This is a genomic window from Actinoallomurus oryzae, from assembly GCF_039541955.1.
Taxonomy (GTDB): Bacteria; Actinomycetota; Actinomycetes; order Streptosporangiales; family Streptosporangiaceae; genus Actinoallomurus; species Actinoallomurus oryzae.
Genome location: NZ_BAABHF010000046.1, coordinates 20002 through 40437 on the forward strand (window position 1 = coordinate 20002; position 20436 = coordinate 40437).

Genomic DNA, 20436 nt, shown 5'->3' on the forward strand with positions numbered 1-20436 from the left:
GGACCATCCCCATGAAATCCACCATTCCCGGGTCGGATGAGTTCACCAGCCGGCCCCTGCCCCGAGCGGATCTGCTCAGCCGGATCTCGCCCCGGCTGCCGCTCCACCAGATCGACGACGAGCAGACGCATCAGGTCAACGCCCTGACGTACGAGGTCGTCCGGCACCGGCTGTGGGCGATCACCCAGGAGATGGGCGAGACGCTGCGCAGGATGTCGGGCTCGCACGTCGTCACCGAGTCCAACGACTTCAACTTCTCCATCTGCGATGAGCTCGGCGAGCAGGTCCAGGTCGGCACCTACAACATCGGGCTGATCGGGTCCATGGACCTCGCCATCACCTGGACGCTCCAGCACCGCAGCGACAACCCGGGCATCGCCGAAGGCGACATGTTCCTGTGCAACGACCCGTGGATCGGCGGCGGGCTCCACCAGAACGACGCCGCCGTCCTGGCCCCGATCTTCCACGACGGCAGGCTGTTCGGCTGGACCACGGCCATCGCCCACCAGGTCGACCTGGGCGGTCCGCGGCCCGGCTCCTTCAGCCCGTCGGCGCACGACGTGTTCGGCGAGGCGCTGCCCACACCACCGGTCAAGGTCGTGCGTGACGGCGTGCTGCAGCGCGACATCGCCGACGCCTGGGTACGCCGGTCGCGCCTTCCACACCTGGTGGGGCTCGATCTACGGGCCAAGATCGCCGCCAACAAGAACGCGGGCGAACAGATCCTGCGGCTCGTCGCCAAGTACGGCGCCGACACCGTCAAGGCCGTCATGCGCCGGATGATGAACGACGCCGAGCGCCGCCTGCGGGCCAAGCTCGAGACCCTGCCCGACGGCACCTGGACCGCCGTGGGCTATCAGGAGCAGGCGCACACCGGCGACCGCGGCCTCCACGCCATCAGGGTGGCGATGACGAAGGAACGCGACCGGCTCGTCTTCGACTTCCGCGGTACGGCCGGGCAGACCGGCATCATCAACTGCCCCTACCCGGGGCTGCGCGCCGGGATCGTCTTCACCGTGCTGCCGCTGCTGGCGGGGGACATCCCGTGGGCGGCGGGCGGGCTCATGCGGTGCTTCGAGATCGTCACCGACGAGGACACCATCACCAACGCCTCGTTCCCGGCCGCCGTCGGCAAGGGACCGTTCGGGCCTGCGTGGGGAGCCGGCAACCTCGTCGCCGAGGTGCTCGCCAAGATGCTGGACGCCGAACCGGCGCGCCGCGGCGACGTGCAGTCGATCTGCAACGGCACCACCGATCTGTGCGTGGTGTCCGGCGTCGACGTCCGGGGCGGCGCCCGCAAAGGGTTCGTGTCGCCCGTCTTCGACGTCATGGCCGGCGGCTACGGCGCCCAGGTGCACTACGACGGGGTGGACACCGGCGGGCGGCTCATCATCCCGTCCGCGCGGGCACCCGACGTGGAGATGACCGAGTACCTGTATCCCCTCGTCGCCCTGTGGCGCCGCGAGCAGACCGACTCCGGCGGACCGGGGCGGCAGCGCGGCGGGATGAGCGGCTCGGTCTGCTACGTGCAGCACCCGGACCAGACCGGGACGATGTCGCTGGTCGTGTCCGGCACCGGCAAGGCCGCGAACCAGAACGTCGGCCTGGCCGGGGGCCATCCGGGCAACTCCCAGCTCGACCTGGTGGTGCACGGCATCGACGTGCCCCAGCTCGCCGGGGCGACGGCCATCCCGGCCGGCCTGGACGAGCTCGGCGGTGACATCGAGGTGCTGCCCTGCGAGGGGGAGTCCTACCTCGGCCCCGGCGACGCGCTCTACCTGCACTGGCAGGCGGGCGGCGGCTACGGCGACCCGCTGCTCCGCCCGGCCGGGAACGTGCGGGACGACGTGCTGCACGCCCGCGTCTCGGTGGAGGCCGCGCGGGACGTCTACGGCGTCGTCCTCCGGGAGGACGGCGAGGTCGACCCGACTGCGACCGACGAGACGCGCGGGAAGCTCCGGCAGCAGCGCGCGACCGGCTCCGGCCTGCCCGGCACGCGGCCCGCCCCGATCGGCGCGCCGGCTCTGAGCGGCGCCCGCCGGCTCGACGACAACCTCGCCGTCCTGGAATCCCCTGACGGCGGGACCGTCGTGTGCACCCACTGCGGCACGCCGATCGGGCCGCTGGCCGGCGGAGCGTTCGTCGAGTCGCTGGCCCGCCGTGACGCGGCCCCCGCCGATGCCGGCCCGCACATCTGGCGCGACCCGTCGGTGTACGTCGACGCGGAGATCGTCTTCCGTCAGCTCTTCTGCCCCGGCTGCCTGACCGCCGTCTACTCCAGGGTGGTTCCCTCGCATCACCCGCTGCCCGACGACGACTACCGAAGCTGGACGTGACCGTCTCACGGTCGCGGGCCGCTCACCGACGACCGGGAGGCCGTGCCGTTCGCCCTATCATTGACTGGTGGTGAGGGAATCCAACTCTGCAGCGCCTGTTGTCGGCTCGAGCAGCCGTGACCTCATCCTGAACGCGGCTCGGGCCCTCATCACGAGCAGAGGGTACGACGGCATGGCCATCTCGGACCTGAGTGCGCAGTCTGGGCTGCCGGCCAGTTCGATCTACTACCACTTCGGCAACAAGCTCGGCGTCCTGGCGGCGCTGCTCGACCGCACCTTCGACGAGCTGCACGCCTTGTTCCCGAACCCGTCGTCGTTCGACGACCGCGAGCCGCTGGAGCGCTTCGAGACATGGGTCACGGCGGCGTGCGACTCCCTCGACCGGCGGCCCGAATACCTCCGCATCCTGCTGGCCATCAGCGTCGGCCCGCACAAGGACACGGAGCCGGTACGGAAGACCGTGCGTCGCATCCGCGACTACGCGCACGCCTCCTGGGTGGAGGCCCTGACACCGATCTTCGCGCCGGACGGCGGCGAGGTCGACGAGGCCTTCGTGGACCAACTGGCCGTGCTCGGGCGGGCCATGACCGACGGGCTGTCGGTGACCAACAGCTTCGACGGCGTGACCTACAGCTCGCACGTCGCCGCCTTCGTGTCCCTGATCCGCGGTCTCGCAGACCAGCGAAACCGCGGATCAGGGCACGGCTCCTGACCTCTCAGCCGCGAGTGCGCGCCGCGGCGAGGTCGAGGGCGATGTCGGTGATCATGTCCTCCTGACCGCCGACCATCTTGCGCCGTCCGACCTCGACCAGGATCGTCCGGGCGTCGATGCCGTATCGGCGGGCGGCGGCCTCGGCGTGCCGCAGGAAGCTGGAGTACACACCTGCGTAGCCCAGGGTGAGCGTCTCGCGGTCCACCCGCACCTCGCGGTCCTGGAGGGGGCGTACGACGTCGTCCGCGGCGTCCATCAAGGGGAAAAGCTCGCAGCCGTGCTCGAAGCCCAGCAGGTCGGCGACCGCCACGAATGCCTCCAGCGGGCAGTTGCCGGCCCCCGCGCCCTGCCCGGCGAGGGAGGCGTCGACGCGGACGGCGCCGTTCTCCACGGCGACGACCGAGTTGGCCACGCCCAGGCCGAGGTTGTGGTGGGCGTGGATGCCGAGTTGGGTGGCCGGGTCGAGGACGTCGCGATAGGCGCGGAAGCGGTCGCGCACGCCGTCCATGGTGAGGCGGCCGCCGGAGTCGGTGACGTAGACGCAGCGGGCGCCGTAGGACTCCATCAGCTTGGCCTGGCGGGCGAGGTCGGCCGGTTCGGCCATGTGGGACATCATCAGGAAGCCGGCCACGTCCATGCCCAGCTCGCGGGCGGCGGCGATGTGCTGGGCGGAGACGTCGGCCTCGGTGCAGTGAGTGGCCACCCGGACCGATCGGATGCCGAGCGCGTGCGCCTGCCTCAGGTCACGTAGCGTGCCGATGCCGGGCAGCAGCAGCGTGGTGGGCACGGCACGGGTGACGCGGTCGCAGACGGCCTCGATCCATTCCCAGTCGGTGTGGGCGCCGACGCCGTAGGTGACGCTGGAGCCGGAGAGCCCGTCGCCGTGGGCGATCTCGATCGCGGCGACCCCGGCGGCGTCGAGGGCGGCGGCGATGGTGCGGGCCTGGTCGACGGTGTACCGGTGGCGAACGGCGTGCATGCCGTCCCGGAGGGTCACGTCCTGGAGGTAAAGGGAGGTCATCGGGCTGCCACCTCCGCGGCGCGGTGTGCGGCCAGGCGTTCGGCGGTGCGCAGCGCGGCCGAGGTCATGATGTCGAGGTTGCCGGCATAGGCGGGCAGGTAGTGGGCGGCGCCTTCCACTTCGAGAAACACCGACACCTTCGTGGTCTGATCGGAGCGGGAGGCGGCCGGGAGGAGCGAACGCAGGGGATCGTCGAGGGCGACGCGGTCGAACTGCACTTTCTGCTTGAGGCGGTAACCCGGCACGTAGGTCTGGACGCGTGCGGCCATCTCCTCCACCGCGGCGATGACCGCGGTTTCGTCGCACTCTCCGATCAGGCAGTGCACGGTGTCACGCATGATCAGCGGGGGCTCGGCCGGATTGAGGATGATGATCGCCTTGCCGCGGGCGGCGCCGCCGACCCGCTCGATGGCCGCGGAGGTCGTCTCGGTGAACTCGTCGATGTTGGCCCGCGTCCCAGGACCCGCCGAGCGCGAGGAGATCGAGGCGACGATCTCCGCGTAGTGCACGGGTGTGACGGTGGCGACCGCGGCGACGATCGGGATGGTGGCCTGGCCTCCGCAGGTGACCATGTTGACGTTGCCGGCGTCCAGGTGCGCGTCGCCGTTGACCGGCGGCACGACGTACGGGCCGAGCGCGGCGGGGGTGAGGTCGACGATCGTGCGCCCCAGCGGACGCAGGATCTCGTCATGGCGCCGGTGGGCGCCGGCGGAGGTCGCGTCGAAGACGATCGACACGTCCGCGAACTCGTCCAGCTTCACCAGGCCGTCCACGCCCCCGTGGGTGGTGGCGACCTTCAGCCTGCGGGCGCGGGCCAGGCCGTCCGACGCCGGGTCGATGCCGGCCATGGCGGCGATCTCCAGCGACTCGGACAGGCGCAGTACCTTGATCATCAGGTCGGTTCCGATGTTGCCCGATCCGATGACGGCGACCTTCGTGGTCATGCTCCGGTTCCTTCCGTCGTGGAGGCCGCGAACGCGGCGGTGACCGTACCGAGGCCTTCGATGCGCCCGGTGAACTCGTCGCCCTCGGCCGCGACCGCCATCGGGCCGAGCGCGCCGGTCAGGACGACGTCCCCCGCCCGCAGCGGGTCGCCCAGGCCGCTGAGGGTGGAGGCGAGCCAGAGGGCGGCGGTGAGCGGGCTGCCCAGACAGTCGGCGCCGGTTCCCCGCGAGACCGTCTCGCCGTTCTTCTCCAGGGTCATCCGCACGGCGCGCAGGTCGACCCGGTCCAGCGGCACCGGCGTACCGCCCAGGACGAACAGACCGCAGGAGGCGTTGTCGGCGACGGTGTCGACGATGGTGATGTCCCAGTCGGCGATGCGGCTGTCGACGATCTCCAGCGCGGGCAGGGCGAACGCCGTGGCCCGCAGCAGATCGGCCACGGTCGGTTCCCGGTGCGGCAGATCGGCGCCCAGCACCAGGGCGACCTCCGCCTCTACCTTGGGTTGCAGCAGTCGCCCGGGAGCGATCGGCCGCCCCTCGGGCACCGCCATGTCGGCGAACAGGACGCCGAAGTCGGGCTGGCCGACGCCGAGTTGGCGCTGAACGGCGGGTGAGGTCAGGCCGATCTTGCGGCCCACCGGCCGTCGGCCCTCGGCGAGGCCACGCTCGACGTACCGGCGCTGCACGGCGTAGGCGGCCTCGACATCCCTCTCGGGCAGGAGCGAGCGCACCGGGGGGCAGGGCGTTCCGGTGCGCGCGGCTTCCTCCAGGACGGCCGCCGCCTTGGCCACGGCATCGGCGAACTCAGGAGCGCTCATGCGGGGGTACCTCCGGGGACGGGAGTCGGCGGGGTTGCGGCAGAGGCGGCAGTCGGCCGCCGGGCGTTTCCGACAGGTATAGAAGGGTGGCCCGGACTGCGGCAAAATCTGTTCCATGACACGGAACAGTGCGCAGGGGAACATGCTCGACAAGGCGGTGGCAATCCTCGACTGCTACCCGCCGGACGGCGGCACGTTCCGTCTCACAGAAATCGCCTCCCGTACCGGGCTGGCCAAGACGACCGCGTTCCGTCTCTGCTCCGATCTGGTGCGCCTCGGCCTGCTGGACCGCGACCGCGACGGCTACCGGCTCGGCGGCAAGCTGTTCGAACTGGGGTCGCTGGTGCCGCGCCGGTTCCACCTGCGGGAGGCGGCGCTGCCATTCCTCCAGGACCTCTTCGAGGCCACGCACGAGACCGTGCACCTGGGAATCCGGGAGGGGCACGAGGTGGTCTACGTCGAGCGGATCCACGGCCACCGGGCCCTGGCGCTGCCGTCACGGATCGGCGGCCGGCTGCCGCTGACGTGCACCGGGGTGGGCAAGGCCCTGCTGGCCTTCTCCGGTGACGAGCTGGCTGAGGAGGTCCTGGTCCGGCCGCTGCCCCGGCTGACCCCGCACTCGGTCACCGATCCGGCCCGGCTGCGCACCGCCATCGAGCAGATCCAGGTTTCCGGCCTCGCCTACGAAGAGCAGGAGGCCGCCCTCGGCGTGTGCTGCATCGCCTCACCGGTCTTCGACGGACCGACCGCGGTGGCCGCCCTCTCCGTGGCTCTGCCGTGCGCCCGTTTCCGGCCGGCCCAACTGGCTCCGGCGGTACGGACCGCCGCGCTGGGCCTGTCCCGCGCCCTGCGCTCCGGCACCTGATCGCGCGCCGGTGCGGTGTGGCTCAGGCGGCGTCGTCGCATGCGGTGGCGGCGGACTTGTCCTGCCAGGCGGCCAGGTCGTCCTGGAGCCGGCGGATCGTGACCTGCCGGCGTTCGATCGTGTCGCGGCCCAATGCCAGGTGTCCGGGGAGCTTGTCCTGGCGGGTGACCTCGTAGATCAGCGCGGCGCCCTTGACGGGGTCGCCGAGCTGGGTGTGGTTGGCGGTGCCGGCCCAGTCCAAGGTGTCGTGGGCGGGAGTGAACCGGTGATGAACCACGTGGACATGCGAACACTCCTTCGTACCGGATGAGGGAAGACCGGATCTGATCGCGGGGAGCGCGTCTCCGGCCTGGCTTCCACTGAACCAGCCCTGAGCAGCGAGAACAGGCGGCAAACGGGCCCAAGCGGTCGGGGGACAAACTGGGCCACCCTCACGAGCCACCGCCACACGAAAGGGCGCGACACTCGGTGGTATGGACCGTGACCACACCAACGCTCCGCTGGCGGAGTTCCTGCGCTCGGCCCGCGCCCGGCTCAGCCCGCAGGAGGCCGGACTCGACGAACCGGCCTTTGGCCGGCGCCGGGTGTCCGGACTGCGACGTGAGGAACTGGCCCAGCTGGCCGGGGTGAGTGTGGACTACTACACACGCCTGGAACAAGGCCGCAGCCGCAGCGCCTCGCCCGAGGTCCTCGACGCGCTCGCCACCGGGCTACGTCTCGACGACGCCGAGCGCGACCACCTGCACACCCTCGCGCGTCCGACGCCCGCCCGGCGCAGACGCCGCCCGCGCCCGCAGCGGGTCGATCCCGCCACCTGGCGACTGCTGGACACCCTCGAAGCGGCGTGCCGGCCCGCCTTCGTCCTCGGCCGCCGGCTCGACGTCCTCGCCCACAACCGGCTCGCCGGACGGTTGATCACCGACTTCCGGGCCCTGCCCGCGGCCGACCGCAACCAGGCACGCTTCGTCTTCCTCTTCTTGTTCTTACCTCAGGCAGGCATGCTGTGGGTAGAACGTTCTGTCTTGACAGTGCCCGGGCGAAGTTGCCATGCTTATCAAGACAGAACGTTCGTTCTTCCTGGTCGAAAGGACCCCCGTGGCCACAATCGCTTCGAACAGCATCGCTGGGACCGCTTCCACCCTGCGGCGGCTGTACTTCGTCCGCTTCGGATTCGCCATCGTCTGGGCCCTCGTGATGTTCACGACCGCCTCGGAACTGGGTCCGCTCGCGGTCACTCTGCTCGTGCTGTACCCACTGTTCGACGTGGCCGCCGCCGTCATCGACGCCCGTGCGTCGCGTACCACCGGATCGCCCGCGCTGCTGTACGTGAACATCGTGGTCAGCCTTCTCACCGCCGCCGGCGTGGCCATCGCCTGCGCGTCCGGCATCCCGGCGGTCCTGAGAGTGTGGGGCGCCTGGGCGGTCGTGGCCGGGCTGGTCCAGCTGATCGTGGGCGTCACCCGTCGCACAATGGGCGGCCAGTGGCCGATGATCATCAGCGGTGCCATCTCCGTGCTCGCGGGTAGCTCGTTCATCATCGGTGCCTCCGCGGAGAACCCGACGCTGACCAACGCGGCCGGCTACGCCATCCCCGGAGGCGTCTTCTTCCTGATCTCCGCCATCCGTCTCAGCCGCGCCGCCAAGGAGCGCTGACATGGGGTCGGGCCGGGCGACTACGACGCCGGGGAGACGGCCGAGCCTTGGATCGAGACATTGAGAGGAAGGCTGACAGATGAAATCGAGCAGAACCGCGGCACGCGGCCTCGCGGTCACCGCGCTGGTGGTCGGCGTGACTAGCGTGAGCGTTTCCCAGGCCGGCGCCGCAGGCGCACCAGTGAACGCCGCATCTTCGACCGGCGCCCTCCGGCCGGGCAGGTCGCTCGGCGGGCTCGGCCCATTGACCGACCTGGTCATCCAGCGGCTTCGCGTGAGCGATGACGTGGCAGCGTCCAAGTTCGGTACCGGCTCACCGATCGACGACCCCGCGCGCGAGCAGCAGGTTCTGGAGCAGGTGCGAAACCAGGCCGGCGACCTCGGGCTCGATCCGGTCTCGGCGACGGCCTTCTTCCAGGACCAGATCGCCGCGAGCAAAGTCGTACAAAAAGGACTGTTCGCACGCTGGACCGCACACCCCGAAGAAGCACCGACGACCCGCCCTGACCTGGGACAGATCCGCACGCGGCTCGACCAGTTGACCACGGGCCTGCTCGGCGAACTCAAGGCCACGGTCCGACTGCGCGACGAGCCGACGGCATGCACTGTGCAACTCGCCGTGGCCACCGGTTCGGGCGCGGTACTGGAACGGCTGAACGCCCTTCACCGCCGGGCGCTCACGGGGGCGGTGCACTCAGTGTGCGCCCCCGCATGAATTGAGTGATCGAGGTGCGACAAAGCTCCACAAAGACCTGTTGCTACGGCATTGATGTAGTGAGCGATACATACATCATCGATATAACGCGACGCCTCGCCGCGTTGTCGTTCGTTCGAACAACCCCTTGACCTGTTACAGGAGTCTCCATGCCGTCTCGTCCCGACGTCGCTCGCAAAGATGAAGTGAGCGCCGCGCTGTTGGCGGACCTGCGGTCCACGATCACCTCAAACCGCGTGCTCACCGGCGGCCCGGAGTATGTGAGGTCCGTGACGCTGTTCAACGGGGCGGTCGACATCCGTCCCGCCGTGGTCGTGCGGTGCGCGACCACAGCCGACGTGCAGGCCGCCGTACGGGCAGCCGGCGAGCACGGCGTGCCGGTGTCGGTACGCGGTGGCGGCCACGACTTCTGGGGACGGGCGCTTCGCTCCGGGGGACTGGTCATCGATCTGGCCGACATGCGCGGAGTCCGTGTCGACGCCGACCGGCGCGTTGCGGCGGTGGAGGGTGGCGCACTCTCGTCCGACGTCGTGGCCGCCGCCGAGCGGGTGGGCCTGACCGCCGTCACCGGGACGGCCGGCGCCGTGGGCATGGTCGGGATCACGCTGGGCGGTGGATACGGCCCGCTGACCGGGCGGTTCGGGCTCGCGGCCGACAATCTGCTCGGCGCCGAGGTCGTCCTCGCCGACGGCTCCAGAGTGGACACTGACGCCGAGCACGAGCCCGATCTGTTCTGGGCGTTGCGTGGCGGGGGTGGCAATTTCGGTGTCGTGACGTCGGCGCGGATTCGTCTGCACCCCGTACCGACCGTCGTGACCGGAACCATCTTCTACCCGATTTCGCAGGCCTCTCGCGTTCTTGCCGATCTCGGTGAGATCCTCCAGGGCGGTCCGGACGAGTTGACGGTGGACGTGGGTCTTCTTCCCGGCGCGGACGGAGCCCCGACGGTCTACGTCGCGCCCACGTGGTCGGGAAACCTGGACGAGGGAGCTGGCGAGAACGGGCCGGTGCACGCGCTGACCCGGCTGGGCACGCCATTGCTGGTCGACATCGGGCGGACCGCTCGCTCCGTCGGGCTGGCCGCGACGGATGCCATGTTCCCGATCGGGCGGATGGGCGCAATTCGTTCCCGCAATATATCCGGCATTTCTGCCTCCATTATCGATGTTCTGGTGCAGGGCGCCCATGCGTTCACCTCACCGTTCTCCGCGATCCTGCTGCACCAGTTCCATGGGGCCGCCGCCCGGGTACCGCTCGACTCGACGGCCTTCGGCCGACGCGAGCCCCACCAGATGGCGGAACTGATCTCGTTGTGGGAGAAGGGCGACGACATCGCCGGCGGGGCCCGGCATCTACGGTGGGTCGAGCAGTTGCATGCGGCGCTCGAGCCGTTCTCGCTGCCGGGCGGATACGTGAACTTCCTCGGGCCGGAGACCCCCGATCAGGTCGCCCGCTCCTACGGACCGAACACGGAGCGCCTGCTCGCCATCAAGTCCGCGGTGGACCCGGACTCCGTATTCGTCGGCACACCGCTTCCCGGCGATGGCCCAGGGACCGCTTCGACGGCTTTCTGATATACCGCGACCTCGAATTTTAATGTGATCGGCACAGTGAGGGAAGTCAGCGAATGTCAATCGATTACATCATCGGAGATGAGACCAGCGGCATTCTGCGTACTCATGCCGAGAAGGCGGAACGGGACGATCGACCCGCCGCGGAAAGCCTGGAGGCGCTTCGGAAGAACGGAATATTCGCCTTGCGGACACCACGGAAATACGGAGGCGCCTGGGCGGACACCGAGACCGTGGCCCGGCGCTTGACCGATCTCGGCCGGGCTTGTCCGTCCACGGCCTGGATCGCGGGGGCGTGCGTGACCGCCAAGAACATCGCCGTCAGATGTTTCCCGGATTCGCTGATACCCGAGTTCTGGGCCGACCCCGACGCGATCGTCTGCGGTATGGGTGTCCCCGGCGCCCGCGGTGAAAGCGGGCCCGAGGGCGTGCGTGTCAGCGGCCGCTGGCCGAACGTCTCCGGGTGTGAGGACGCGGCCTGGGCCGTGCTCGCCCTGATGGTGGACGGCCGGTTCTCCTTCGCCCTGATACCGGTCACCGACCTGGCCGTCGAGCGGACCTGGCACATGGCCGGCATGCGCGGCACGGGCAGCCACACCCTGGTCGCCGAGGGCACGATGGTGCCGGCTGAGCGCATCGCCGCTGCGGATCCCTTCCACGTCGGCGACCTGCTCCTGTACTCGGTGACGGTGCTCGGTCCGGTAGTGGGTGCCGCACGGGGCGCACTCGATGCGATCAACGCGATGTTCGCCTCGGATCGCAAGCCGTTCATGAGCTCCTACTCCCGGATGGCGGAGTCGCCTGGAGCCCGGCACTGGCTGGCTGAGGCGACCCATCTGGTGAACCGCGCGGAGAACACGATGCTCGCGATCGCCCATGCGGCGGACTCGCCCGACCTGACCGAGGCCGAAAGTCCTCGCCTGCACATGGACCTCGCGGACGCGGCCCGGGACTGCCGGGCCGCCGTCGAGCGAATGCTCGACCTGCACGGTGCGAGCGGCTTCAACACGGCGAACGTCCTACAGCGGTTCTGGCGTGACGTCTCCGTAGGCAGCCGCCACCCCCACCTGAACCCCTATCTAGCGGTCGAGAGATTCGGCTCGACCCTCGTGACGCCGCGGTGAATGCCCCGCCTGATGCCAGGCTTGCGGCCGTCGCGCCCGAGGTCCCGCGTAGGAAGGAGTGTCCAATGACCGCCGGCGTATCCCGCCCCGACATCGACACCAGCAAACCCCACCCCGCACGTGTCTACGACTGGTTGCTGGGTGGCAAGGACAACTACCCCGTCGACCAGAAGGTCGGCCAGGCGCTGCCCGAGGAGACGCGCGGCAACGCGGCGCGGAACCGGGCGTTCATGCACCGCGCCGCCGCCTGGTTGGCGAAGAACGGCGTCGACCAATTCCTCGACATCGGCTCCGGCATTCCCACCGAGCCCAACATGCACCAGATCGTGCAGGCGATCGCGCCCGACGCCCGGATCGTCTACGTGGACAACGACCCGATCGTCCTGCGCCACGCGGAAGCGCTGCTGACCAGCACCCCGGAGGGCGTCACCGACTTCCTCCACGCGGACGTGCGGCAGCCCGCGGCCATCCTGGAACTCGCCGGTGCACGACTCGACTTCGAACGCCCCGTCGCCCTGTCCCTGATCGCCCTCCTGCACTTCCTGCCCGACGACGAGGACCCGTACGGCATCGTGCGCACCCTCGTGGAAGCACTTCCCCCGGGCAGCTTCCTGCTCCTCTCACACGGGACGGCCGACCAGCACCCGGAGTGGAGGGGAAAGATCGAGGCCGCATACAGGAAGGGCGCGATCCCGCTGCGGTTGCGCAGCCGCAGCGAGGTCGAGCCCTTCTTCGAGGGACTGGAACTCGTCGCGTCGGGGCTGGTGTTCGCCACCGAGTGGTACCGGGAGGACCCGGCACCAGTGCCCGAGCGCAGTGGCTTCCACGTCGGCGTCGCCAGGGTCCCCTGAGCGGTACGGCCCACCGGTCCTCCGTGACGCGAGCCGGAACAGGCCGTGTAGGTCATGCAGAGCAACGGTGGTCAGGAGGCGAAACCTAGCGAGGTACCGCGAGGACGTCCCGGAGTACATCCTCCAGCGTGACGCGCGCCAGGTCGCGCCGGAGGGTCTCCTCGATGCCGTCGTAGATGCGCTGCATCGCCGGCTGGATGCCGTGACCCACCACGCATCCCGGGTCCGGGGCGGCGCGGTGCAGCGCGAACAGTGGGCCGGGTTCCACCGCCTCGTACACGTCGAGCAGCGTCATCGACTCCAGGTCGCGCGCCAGCGACCAGCCCGCACCCACCCCGCGCCGGGACTCCACGAGCCCCGCATTGCGCAGCTCGCCGAGTAGCCGCCTGATCACCACGGGATTGGTGTTCGCGCTGGTCGCGATCTGCTCGGAGGTAGCGACCTCATGGCCCTGGCGCTGGTAGAGGCCGATCCAAGCCAGCGCGTGGGCGGCGATGGTCAACCTGCTGTTGGCGCTCATGAACCCGTTCCTCCCGATCGCAACTCCCCATGTTACGACAATTGTCGTAACAACTAAGGTTGCGACAGTCTGTCGTAACCATTACTGTTTCGACTGCCGGGAGAGGTCAACCAGTGAGGTGAGAACAATGAACAAGCCGCTGACGGGCAAGGTCGCCTTGGTCACCGGAGGGTCCCGCGGGCTGGGAGCCGCGACCGTACGGCTGCTCGCCGAGCAGGGCGCCGACGTCGCGTTCACCTACGTCAGCTCCGAGAAGAAGGCGCAGGCCGTCGTCGACGAGGTGCGCGCCAGGGGAGCGAAGGTCGCCGCGTTCAAGTCCGACCAGGCGGACCTGAGTCAGGCGCCGGCGCTGATCGACGACGTGGTCGCGCACTTCGGTGGCCTGGACATCCTCGTCAACAACGCGGCGATCAGTGTGGGGCAGGGCCGTACGGTGGACGACCCGGACGCCGACACCGCCTCGCTGGACCGGATGCACGCCACCAACTACCTCGGGGTGATCGCCGTCATCCGGGCCGCCTCCCGAGTGCTGCGCGAGGGCGGCCGCGTCATCACGGTGAGTTCCGGGCTTGGCACTCGAGCCGGCATCCCGGGTGTGGCCGACTACGCGGCGACCAAAGCGGGGGTCGAGCGGTACACCATGGGTGTCGCCCGCGACCTCGGCTCCCGGGCCATTACCGCCAACGTCGTGGAAGCCGGGCTGATGGAGGGCGGCATGGAGCCGCCGGACCCCGAGACCCTCAAGCCCTTGCTCGGCTCGCTGTCCCTGCAGCGCAAAGGACACCCCGATGAGATCGCCGCGGCGATCGCCTTCCTGGCGAGCCCCGCTGCGTCGTACGTCACAGGCGCCGTGCTGGACGCCCACGGCGGCTACAACGCCTGAGCCACAAGCGCCGCTCGGCGCGCCGCCGAGGGTGGGGCTTGCCACAGAAGAGGCAGCGCCTCGTCTTAGTGGCGTCCGTCGAGGAGCTGGGCGCGCGCTCGTGGAGGCGGTCGGGGTCGGAGTTCGTCGTACGGGGTTCACCGAGGACACCCGACGTGTCACCCCGTACGACGGTGAGGGCTTCGGCGCGACGATCGAGAAAGCTCTCCGCGCGGCGATCGGCGATGCATATGCAAATCTCTCCGAACCGGGTCGTGCCCCCGCAGAGCATCCTCACCGAGATGTTCGGCGCCGGGTACGGCCGGAAGGACCCTTCGCGACCGTGGACACCGCCCGTTTCAAGATCCGGAACATACGCGGAATACGTCGACGGTATTGCGGGAGGTCGTGCGTGCTTCCGTGCAGGCCAGTAGGGGTGTAACGCCGCGATCCATGGCGCACTGAAACCCGTCGCCTGTCCAGGATCGCATTCTGGACTCGCCACACCTCACAGACCGGCCCCCGCAGTGGAGCTGTACCCGATCGAGCTGGAACCGTTGCGCTGTTTGCGACATCTCATCGTTGCAACTGCACACGACACCTTTCATACTGCTCGAATGTGACCGTTCAGTCGGGAGGCGAAGGGAAATGGTGAGGAGTTCCCAGCGGTTGGGCCGGCAGGCGCTGGTCGCGGTCAGCGCATGCCTGGTGATGACGGCTGCGATGGCGGTGTTCGGGATGCGCCCGGCGCACGCGAGTGTCCCGCGGCGGATGGACTCGGCCAGCCGGCCCATCCTGTTCATTCACGGCAACGACATCTCCGGCAGCGCCTACGACTGTAACGAAACCTGGCACGCGGCCAGAACCGCGATCGAGGACTCCGGATGGACCGGCCAGTTCGCCATGGCCGGCCTGTACAAAGGCTCCAAGAACTGCACCTACGACTACGGCGGTGACAAGGCCAGCAGCATCACCGACCTCGGCAAGGCCGCCGCGTGGAACATTTACCACCAGTTCTCGAAGCGCGGTGAGCCGATCGACGTGATCACCCATTCCATGGGCGGGCTGGTGATCCGCGCGGCGATCGCCGGTGTCGCCGAGCACATGCCGAACTGGCCGCCCTACCTGTACGTCGAGGACGTCGCGACCTTGGGCGCCCCGCATCAAGGCGCCGCCAAGGCCATCGGCGTGTGCGGGGTGTACTCCACGCAGTGCGGCGAGATGGCCAAGGGCAGTCGGTTCCTGAAAACCCTACCCCGCAACCCGCAGTCGGCAATGGGCACCGACTGGACACTGATCGGATCGGTCGCTGACACCGTCGTCGACTACACCTCGGAGATCGACGAAGGTCACAACGAGTGGGCCCACAAGGTCGACTACCCCAATTACGTGAGCTTCAGCCACAGCGATCTACGCCTGGTCACCACCGGCACCTACGGCCTGCTGTCCGAGAACGGAACCTCACGATTGGAACCGATCAATTTCGGTGCGTCGCCGGTGGTCGTAGCGAAGAACGCGCTCTACTGGTCCTCGAAATGGTGAACACTCCGCATCGCTCATCGGTGAAGATGGAGACGAATGAGCGAGGCCGAGTCGCCACCGGGCAACCTGTTCGTTGAACTTCAGGCCGAGCACGGCGATGGCTCCGAGACTCGGTGGGCTGAAACGACGTCTAACTCGCGAAACGCGCGGGCTGCGGCCATTCGCCACTCTGAGCGTATGGCCCCGGCCCTGCCGGCGAACCGGTCGCGCACTGCGCAAGCTCTTGCACGGCTGCCGGCTCGGGTCACCGATCTTGCGCCGTCAGAGCCGATAGGGCCAAAGCGTGATTTTGTCCGCTTCAGCGCTGATCTCTACCCAAGCACGGTCGATACTCTCAGGCGGCGGCGCGGCAAGATCGAACAAGATCTGCGAGTCGCCCACCTCAAGTACGGCAGCGCCGTCCTCAGCGAGGTGAACTCGACCACGCAAGACCACCTGGTCGCCGTGCTGCCAGAAGCCCGGCTCGGCGATCGTGGCCGACTGAGTGTTATGCCCCCACCGGATGTCCTCGTCGACGCTCCACTCGACGTCGTGCCGGCCCTCCGCTTCCTCCGGATCACCACCCCAAAGCACCACGGCGTGGCCGACGGACGAGTGAACTCGAACCTTGGCCGGCCGCTGATGCGGCGTCTTCGCCAACCAGACCAACATCCCATCCTCCACGATCCCGCCCGCGCAGCCCCCGTGGAGGTACTGCATCACAAGATCAGCGACAGAGCCCGTCTGCCCGTGAACGACGGGAAACGTCGCGGTCTGGTGAAGGGCCGACGCCGCTCCGTCGCTGGGGAGTTTGATCGCGTTGATAACGCCCGACGGGACGACGGCTGTGCCGGCATGTTGTCTCCTCACCGGACGTGTGAGTACCAACCGAAACCGGGTCGACGATGTTAAGACAGCGCACGGCGTCCCAGACAAAGATGCGGGCGCTAAATGACCATCCCCGCGTCCTGACCTAAAGACCGCTGAACCAAGGATGCTGAGACATCACCCCGTGGGGGAGTGGGGGGCGGAGCCCCCCACAGCGGGGGCCCGGGGGGTCGCCCCCGGGGAGGGATGACGAAGGGCCAGCGGGAAAGGAAGCCCAGCTTCCGACCACACTGACCCCAGGACCGAAGTGTCCGAGGGGGGACACGACAGTTAACCCCATGGTCCTGCCCGCTGCTCTCATGCTTCGTCGGCGGTGACTGGGATGGCTCATCGCTCGTGCTGGACCGCAGAGGATGCCCCAGCTGGTGATCTCGGTGACGCACAGCGCGAGCAGCGGAACACGGGAGACGGCGCCGCTGGCGGGAATGCCCGCCGCGGCGCTGTCCGGGCCGGTGTCGGTGCCGGCGGCGGGGTGGCCCGTCGCCGACACCGGCTTCGACGTTGAGGGCTCGTGGGTCACCGGTTCAGTCGTCGCCTCGTTCGGCGTCGCCGGAGTAGCCGTGCACGCGTCCGGTTGCAAAGCCGAGTCCGGCGGGTGCGCCGACGCCGATGGTGACCGGTTGGCGTGTCGAGGTGCCGCAGCATGAGCCGCCTTCGGCTTCGTCCGAGGCGACCGTGACCTCTGCGGGTTCGGTTCCGCAGGAGGTGCCGCAGCCGCTGTCGGCGGAGGCACCGGGCAACTGGTCGTCGGTGACGAGGGTGGTGGAGCAGACGCCTGTTTCGGGCAGGTCGAGTTCGACGGCGTCGGCGGCGGCGCGGTCGCCGGCCAGTGCGGCGACCACGGAGCGGACCTGCTCGTATCCGGTGGCCATCAGGAAGGTGGGGGCGCGGCCGTAGCTCTTCATTCCGACCAGGTAGAAGCCGGTTTCGGGGTGAGCGAGATCGCGTTCACCGTGCGGTGGGACGGTGCCGCAGGAGTGGAAGTTGGGGCCGATCATCGGGGCGAGCCGGACCGGTGCCTCGGTGGCGGGGTCGAGTTCGACGCGGATCTCGCGCAGCATTTCCAGGTCGGGCCGGAAACCGGTGGCCGCCACCACGGTGTCGGCTTCGACGACGCGTTCGCCGTCCAGCGTGACGCCGGTGACCTGGACCGGGCCGGCGGCCGGGCCTTCGTCGGGGGAGGTGAAGCCGGTGACGGTGAAGCTGCGCACCAGTTCGATCTCGCCGCCCTCGACGGCCGCCTTGAGGCGGGTGCCCAGCGCGCCGCGGGCGGGCAGGCCGTCGGCGTCGCCGCCGCCGTAGAGGCGGGCGACCGAGGAGCCACGGACGGCCCAGGTGATGCGGGTGCCGGGCGAGGTCTTGGCGAGTTCGGCCAAGGCGAGCAGGGTGTTCGCGGCCGAGTGGCCCATGCCGACGACCAGGGTGTGGCGGCCGGCGAACCGTTCGCGGTCCCGGCCCAGCACGTCCGGGAGCGGCCCGGTCAGGTACGGCGCGGCTTGCTCCTCGCCGGGGGCGGGCAGACCGGAGTGGCCGAGCGGGTTGCCGCGGCCCCAGGTGCCGGAGGCATCGATGACGGCTCGCGCGGCCAGGTCGGCGACGGCCCCGTCCGGGCCGACCGTACGGACCAGCAGCGGATGCTCATCGCGGCCGACGGTGCGGGTGACGTCCACGCCCTGGCGGGCGACGGCGACCACGCGCGTGCCGGTGCGGATCCGCCCGGCCAGCTCGGGCACCTCGGCGAGCGGGACGAGGTAGTCGCGGACCAACTCGGCACCGGTCGGCAGGGCATCCTGGTCGGGCAGCTTCCAACCGGTCGGCTCCAGCAACCGACGAGCGGCGGCGTCGGTGTCGTACCGCCAGGGCGAGAACAGCCGGACGTGGCCCCACTCGGAGACCGTGGCGCCGACCTTGTCACCGGCCTCCAGAACGACGAAGTCCAGTCCGCGTTCGGCCAGGTGCGCGGCAGCGGCGAGCCCGACCGGCCCCGCTCCGATGACCACCACGGGCAGGTCCGTGGCACCGTCCTGGTCGCTGACACAGCCGCAGCCGGCGTTGGTCCTGGCCTCGATCACGGTGACCGCCGGGTCCAGGGACTGCTCGGTGTCGGCGCGGCAGCTACTGACTCCGCAGCAGTCACCCTCGGCCGCCTTCTCAGCGGGCTCCTGGGCCTCGGTGTTCTCGCTCATGGTGTCTCCTCGCTGCGTTGTGTGGAGGCTCGTTGGGACTCGGTGGTCAGGGTCAGAAGCGGGCGCGGTAGGCGGCGGTTGCGACCCGGTCGCGGTGGGCGGCCGCTCGGCAAGCGCTGGTGCACACCTCGCCGCGGTCGTCTCTGAAGGTGATCCGATCCCTCGTGCGGGCGGCGGCGCGGTGGGCGGCGATCCGGGTGAGCAGCGTCTTCATCTTGACGTTCTGTTTAGACGTTCTTCTAAGCAGGCGCCAGTTTGCATCGCTGGATAGATGGATGTCAAATTAGAAGCATGCCTAAATCGATGGAGTTGGAAGACGTCACCGCTCCTGCGTGCTGCGCGCCGCTGAGTGGCCCGGTTCTGGGCGAGGAGGAGGCGGTCGAACTGGCTGGAGTGTTCAAGGCGTTGTCGGACCCGGTCCGCCTGCGGTTGCTGAACATGATCGCCTCGGCTGAGAGCGGAGAGGTGTGCGTGTGCGACCTGACCGGCCCCTTCGATCTGACCGGGCCGACCATCTCCCACCACCTGAAGGTGCTCCGCCAGGCCGGGCTGATCGACGGCGAGCGGCGCGGGACATGGGTGTACTACCGCGTGGTCCCGGAACGGCTCACGCGGTTGTCGGGCCTGTTCGCCCTGCCCGCCCTTGCTTCGGCCTGAGCCCTTCGCGCCGGGTCTGCGGCCGGGTGTCGATCCCTTCATCTCGCGCCGGCGCGTGGCTGCACCGGCGTACGGCCCGGCGAGTGGGTGAGCTTGACGAGCCGGGCCAGGACGTGGCGGGCGTCGGCGCCGACACCGCGCAATGTGGCCGAGGCGAACGACCGTTGCCACTCCAGCCCTACATATCCCAGTCCCTGATGGGTGGTGGAGATGCCGCCGCGGTGCAGCGGATGCCCGTCCCCGTCGAGGGCGCCCAACTCATCGAGATAACCCACTCCGGGCCGGTACCCGGTGGCCAGTAGAACCACGTCGACGCGCTCTCTTTTCCCGTCGCGCCACACCACGTGGTCGCCGTCCAAGCTGCTGAACATCGGCCGGTGGTCAGGGTTTCCGGTGGCGATCTGAGCCCGGTAGGTGCCGGTGTCGAACACCGGTGTCCCCTTGCCGCCGGTGAGCAGCGGGCGTGCCCAACCGGTGGAGTCCAGGCCGGTGCGCTGCAGCCACAGGTGCATGTCGATGCCCAGCACTCGCTGTGGCATGAACCGCAAGGGATGCCGAGTGGCCAGCGTGACGCGGGTGTGCTCGGCCAGCTCAATGGCGATCTGAACCGCCGAGTTACCGCCGCCCACGATCACCACCCGCCGTCCGGCGAACTCCTCGGGTCGCCGGTACTGCGACGAATGCAAGACCGCGCCCGTGAACGTGTCCAGGCCTGGTAGGTCGGGGCGGTGCGGACGACTGAACGCGCCGGTCGCGGCGATCACCATCGGCGCGGTGAAGCTCTCCCCGCTCTCGACCACGACCTCGAACAACCCTCCAGGCTCCTCGCCCGATTCGGCGGCCACCTGCACCACGCGATGGCCGGTGCGGAGATCGGCGTCGAGTCGTTCGGCGTAGCCGGCCAGGTAGGCGATCACCTCATCGCGAGTGGGATAACCGTCCGGGTCCCCGGGGAAGGGGGCGCCGGGCAGAGCGCTGCGCCGTGCGGGGGAGAACAGAGTGAGGCTGTCGTAGTAGTGCGGCCACGATCCGGCCGGGGAGCGGGAGGCTTCCAGAATCAGCGGGTCGAGGCCGAGCGTGCGCGCGACGTGGGCGGTGGCCAGTCCGGCCTGACCGCCGCCGATCACGACCAGCGCTGCGGCGTGGGTGCTCATGCCGCCAACATATAGTTAGTTTATTATATGTCAATATG

The 20436-nt window shown here is 69.3% G+C and carries 20 protein-coding genes and 2 pseudogenes; 13 read left to right on the forward strand and 9 right to left on the reverse strand.

Features of this window, described 5'->3' with window-relative positions:
• Nucleotides 1-11: 11 nt before the first annotated feature.
• Nucleotides 12-2336 (forward strand): hydantoinase B/oxoprolinase family protein, encoded by a 2325-nt coding sequence (locus tag ABEA10_RS36325; protein WP_345471841.1) that lies wholly within the window; start codon nucleotides 12-14, stop codon nucleotides 2334-2336.
• Nucleotides 2337-2406: 70 nt separating this feature from the next.
• Entirely contained in the window at nucleotides 2407-3048 is a 642-nt protein-coding gene (locus ABEA10_RS36330; protein ID WP_345472818.1) for a TetR/AcrR family transcriptional regulator, read from the forward strand.
• A 4-nt stretch (nucleotides 3049-3052) separates the two neighbouring features.
• Here the strand turns inward: ABEA10_RS36330 and dmpG are convergent, their stop codons facing one another.
• Genes dmpG through ABEA10_RS36345 form a run of 3 tightly spaced genes read right to left on the reverse strand, consistent with a single transcriptional unit; the run spans nucleotide 3053 to nucleotide 5831 of the window.
• Complete coding sequence (gene dmpG / locus ABEA10_RS36335) at nucleotides 3053-4069, reverse strand: 4-hydroxy-2-oxovalerate aldolase (protein ID WP_345471843.1); 1017 nt, start codon at nucleotides 4067-4069, stop codon at nucleotides 3053-3055.
• A complete protein-coding gene (locus ABEA10_RS36340) occupies nucleotides 4066-5013 on the reverse strand; it encodes an acetaldehyde dehydrogenase (acetylating) (RefSeq protein ID WP_345471845.1) in 948 nt (315 codons plus the stop codon). The genes dmpG and ABEA10_RS36340 overlap by 4 nt, the downstream gene beginning before the upstream one ends.
• A complete protein-coding gene (locus ABEA10_RS36345) occupies nucleotides 5010-5831 on the reverse strand; it encodes a 2-keto-4-pentenoate hydratase (RefSeq protein ID WP_345471847.1) in 822 nt (273 codons plus the stop codon). The genes ABEA10_RS36340 and ABEA10_RS36345 overlap by 4 nt, the downstream gene beginning before the upstream one ends.
• 115 nt (nucleotides 5832-5946) lie before the next feature.
• On the opposite strand from ABEA10_RS36345, the gene ABEA10_RS36350 reads away from it, so the two are divergent.
• The gene (locus ABEA10_RS36350; protein WP_345471849.1) at nucleotides 5947-6696 is read left to right on the forward strand and encodes an IclR family transcriptional regulator; all 750 of its coding nucleotides are present in this window, start codon (nucleotides 5947-5949) and stop codon (nucleotides 6694-6696) included.
• Between the two features lie 22 nt (nucleotides 6697-6718).
• Here ABEA10_RS36350 and ABEA10_RS36355 read toward each other — a convergent pair whose 3' ends face one another.
• Nucleotides 6719-6973 (reverse strand): Rossmann-fold NAD(P)-binding domain-containing protein, encoded by a 255-nt coding sequence (locus ABEA10_RS36355; RefSeq protein WP_345471851.1) that lies wholly within the window; start codon nucleotides 6971-6973, stop codon nucleotides 6719-6721.
• A 196-nt stretch (nucleotides 6974-7169) separates the two neighbouring features.
• On the opposite strand from ABEA10_RS36355, the pseudogene ABEA10_RS36360 reads away from it, so the two are divergent.
• The 7 genes and pseudogenes from ABEA10_RS36360 to ABEA10_RS36385 form a co-directional block, all read left to right on the forward strand.
• Nucleotides 7170-7610, forward strand: a pseudogene (locus ABEA10_RS36360) (helix-turn-helix domain-containing protein); the annotation flags it as partial.
• Between the two features lie 181 nt (nucleotides 7611-7791).
• On the forward strand, nucleotides 7792-8349 hold the full coding sequence (locus tag ABEA10_RS36365; protein ID WP_345471853.1) for a hypothetical protein: 558 nt from the start codon (nucleotides 7792-7794) through the stop codon (nucleotides 8347-8349).
• A gap of 79 nt (nucleotides 8350-8428) precedes the next feature.
• On the forward strand, nucleotides 8429-9064 hold the full coding sequence (locus ABEA10_RS36370; RefSeq protein WP_345471855.1) for a chorismate mutase: 636 nt from the start codon (nucleotides 8429-8431) through the stop codon (nucleotides 9062-9064).
• Between the two features lie 149 nt (nucleotides 9065-9213).
• Nucleotides 9214-10638, forward strand: a complete 1425-nt coding sequence (locus ABEA10_RS36375; RefSeq protein WP_345471856.1) for an FAD-binding oxidoreductase — start codon at nucleotides 9214-9216, stop codon at nucleotides 10636-10638.
• A 53-nt stretch (nucleotides 10639-10691) separates the two neighbouring features.
• Nucleotides 10692-10919 (forward strand): annotated as a pseudogene (locus ABEA10_RS51385) (acyl-CoA dehydrogenase family protein); the annotation flags it as partial.
• Nucleotides 10920-10934: 15 nt separating this feature from the next.
• Complete coding sequence (locus tag ABEA10_RS36380; protein WP_345471858.1) at nucleotides 10935-11759, forward strand: acyl-CoA dehydrogenase family protein; 825 nt, start codon at nucleotides 10935-10937, stop codon at nucleotides 11757-11759.
• A 65-nt stretch (nucleotides 11760-11824) separates the two neighbouring features.
• Entirely contained in the window at nucleotides 11825-12610 is a 786-nt protein-coding gene (locus ABEA10_RS36385; RefSeq protein WP_345471860.1) for an SAM-dependent methyltransferase, read from the forward strand.
• Nucleotides 12611-12695: 85 nt separating this feature from the next.
• Here the strand turns inward: ABEA10_RS36385 and ABEA10_RS36390 are convergent, their stop codons facing one another.
• A complete protein-coding gene (locus tag ABEA10_RS36390; RefSeq protein WP_345471862.1) occupies nucleotides 12696-13130 on the reverse strand; it encodes an Rrf2 family transcriptional regulator in 435 nt (144 codons plus the stop codon).
• Nucleotides 13131-13257: 127 nt separating this feature from the next.
• Between ABEA10_RS36390 and ABEA10_RS36395 the strand changes: the two genes are divergently transcribed.
• A complete protein-coding gene (locus ABEA10_RS36395) occupies nucleotides 13258-14013 on the forward strand; it encodes an SDR family NAD(P)-dependent oxidoreductase (RefSeq protein ID WP_345471864.1) in 756 nt (251 codons plus the stop codon).
• A gap of 648 nt (nucleotides 14014-14661) precedes the next feature.
• Complete coding sequence (locus tag ABEA10_RS36400) at nucleotides 14662-15534, forward strand: esterase/lipase family protein (RefSeq protein ID WP_345471866.1); 873 nt, start codon at nucleotides 14662-14664, stop codon at nucleotides 15532-15534.
• A gap of 261 nt (nucleotides 15535-15795) precedes the next feature.
• On the opposite strand, the gene ABEA10_RS36405 is transcribed toward ABEA10_RS36400, so the two are convergent.
• From ABEA10_RS36405 to ABEA10_RS36415, 3 genes are all read right to left on the reverse strand, one after another.
• Entirely contained in the window at nucleotides 15796-16185 is a 390-nt protein-coding gene (locus ABEA10_RS36405) for a hypothetical protein (protein WP_345471868.1), read from the reverse strand.
• A gap of 740 nt (nucleotides 16186-16925) precedes the next feature.
• Nucleotides 16926-18587, reverse strand: coding sequence for an FAD-dependent oxidoreductase (locus tag ABEA10_RS36410; RefSeq protein ID WP_345471870.1), 1662 nt, complete (start codon nucleotides 18585-18587; stop codon nucleotides 16926-16928).
• Between the two features lie 52 nt (nucleotides 18588-18639).
• Nucleotides 18640-18801: a hypothetical protein gene (locus ABEA10_RS36415; RefSeq protein ID WP_345471872.1), complete on the reverse strand. Its 162-nt coding sequence runs from the start codon at nucleotides 18799-18801 to the stop codon at nucleotides 18640-18642.
• A 77-nt stretch (nucleotides 18802-18878) separates the two neighbouring features.
• On the opposite strand from ABEA10_RS36415, the gene ABEA10_RS36420 reads away from it, so the two are divergent.
• On the forward strand, nucleotides 18879-19244 hold the full coding sequence (locus ABEA10_RS36420; RefSeq protein WP_345471874.1) for a metalloregulator ArsR/SmtB family transcription factor: 366 nt from the start codon (nucleotides 18879-18881) through the stop codon (nucleotides 19242-19244).
• 38 nt (nucleotides 19245-19282) lie between these two features.
• Here the strand turns inward: ABEA10_RS36420 and ABEA10_RS36425 are convergent, their stop codons facing one another.
• Complete coding sequence (locus ABEA10_RS36425) at nucleotides 19283-20398, reverse strand: flavin-containing monooxygenase (protein ID WP_345471876.1); 1116 nt, start codon at nucleotides 20396-20398, stop codon at nucleotides 19283-19285.
• Nucleotides 20399-20436 lie beyond the last annotated feature (38 nt).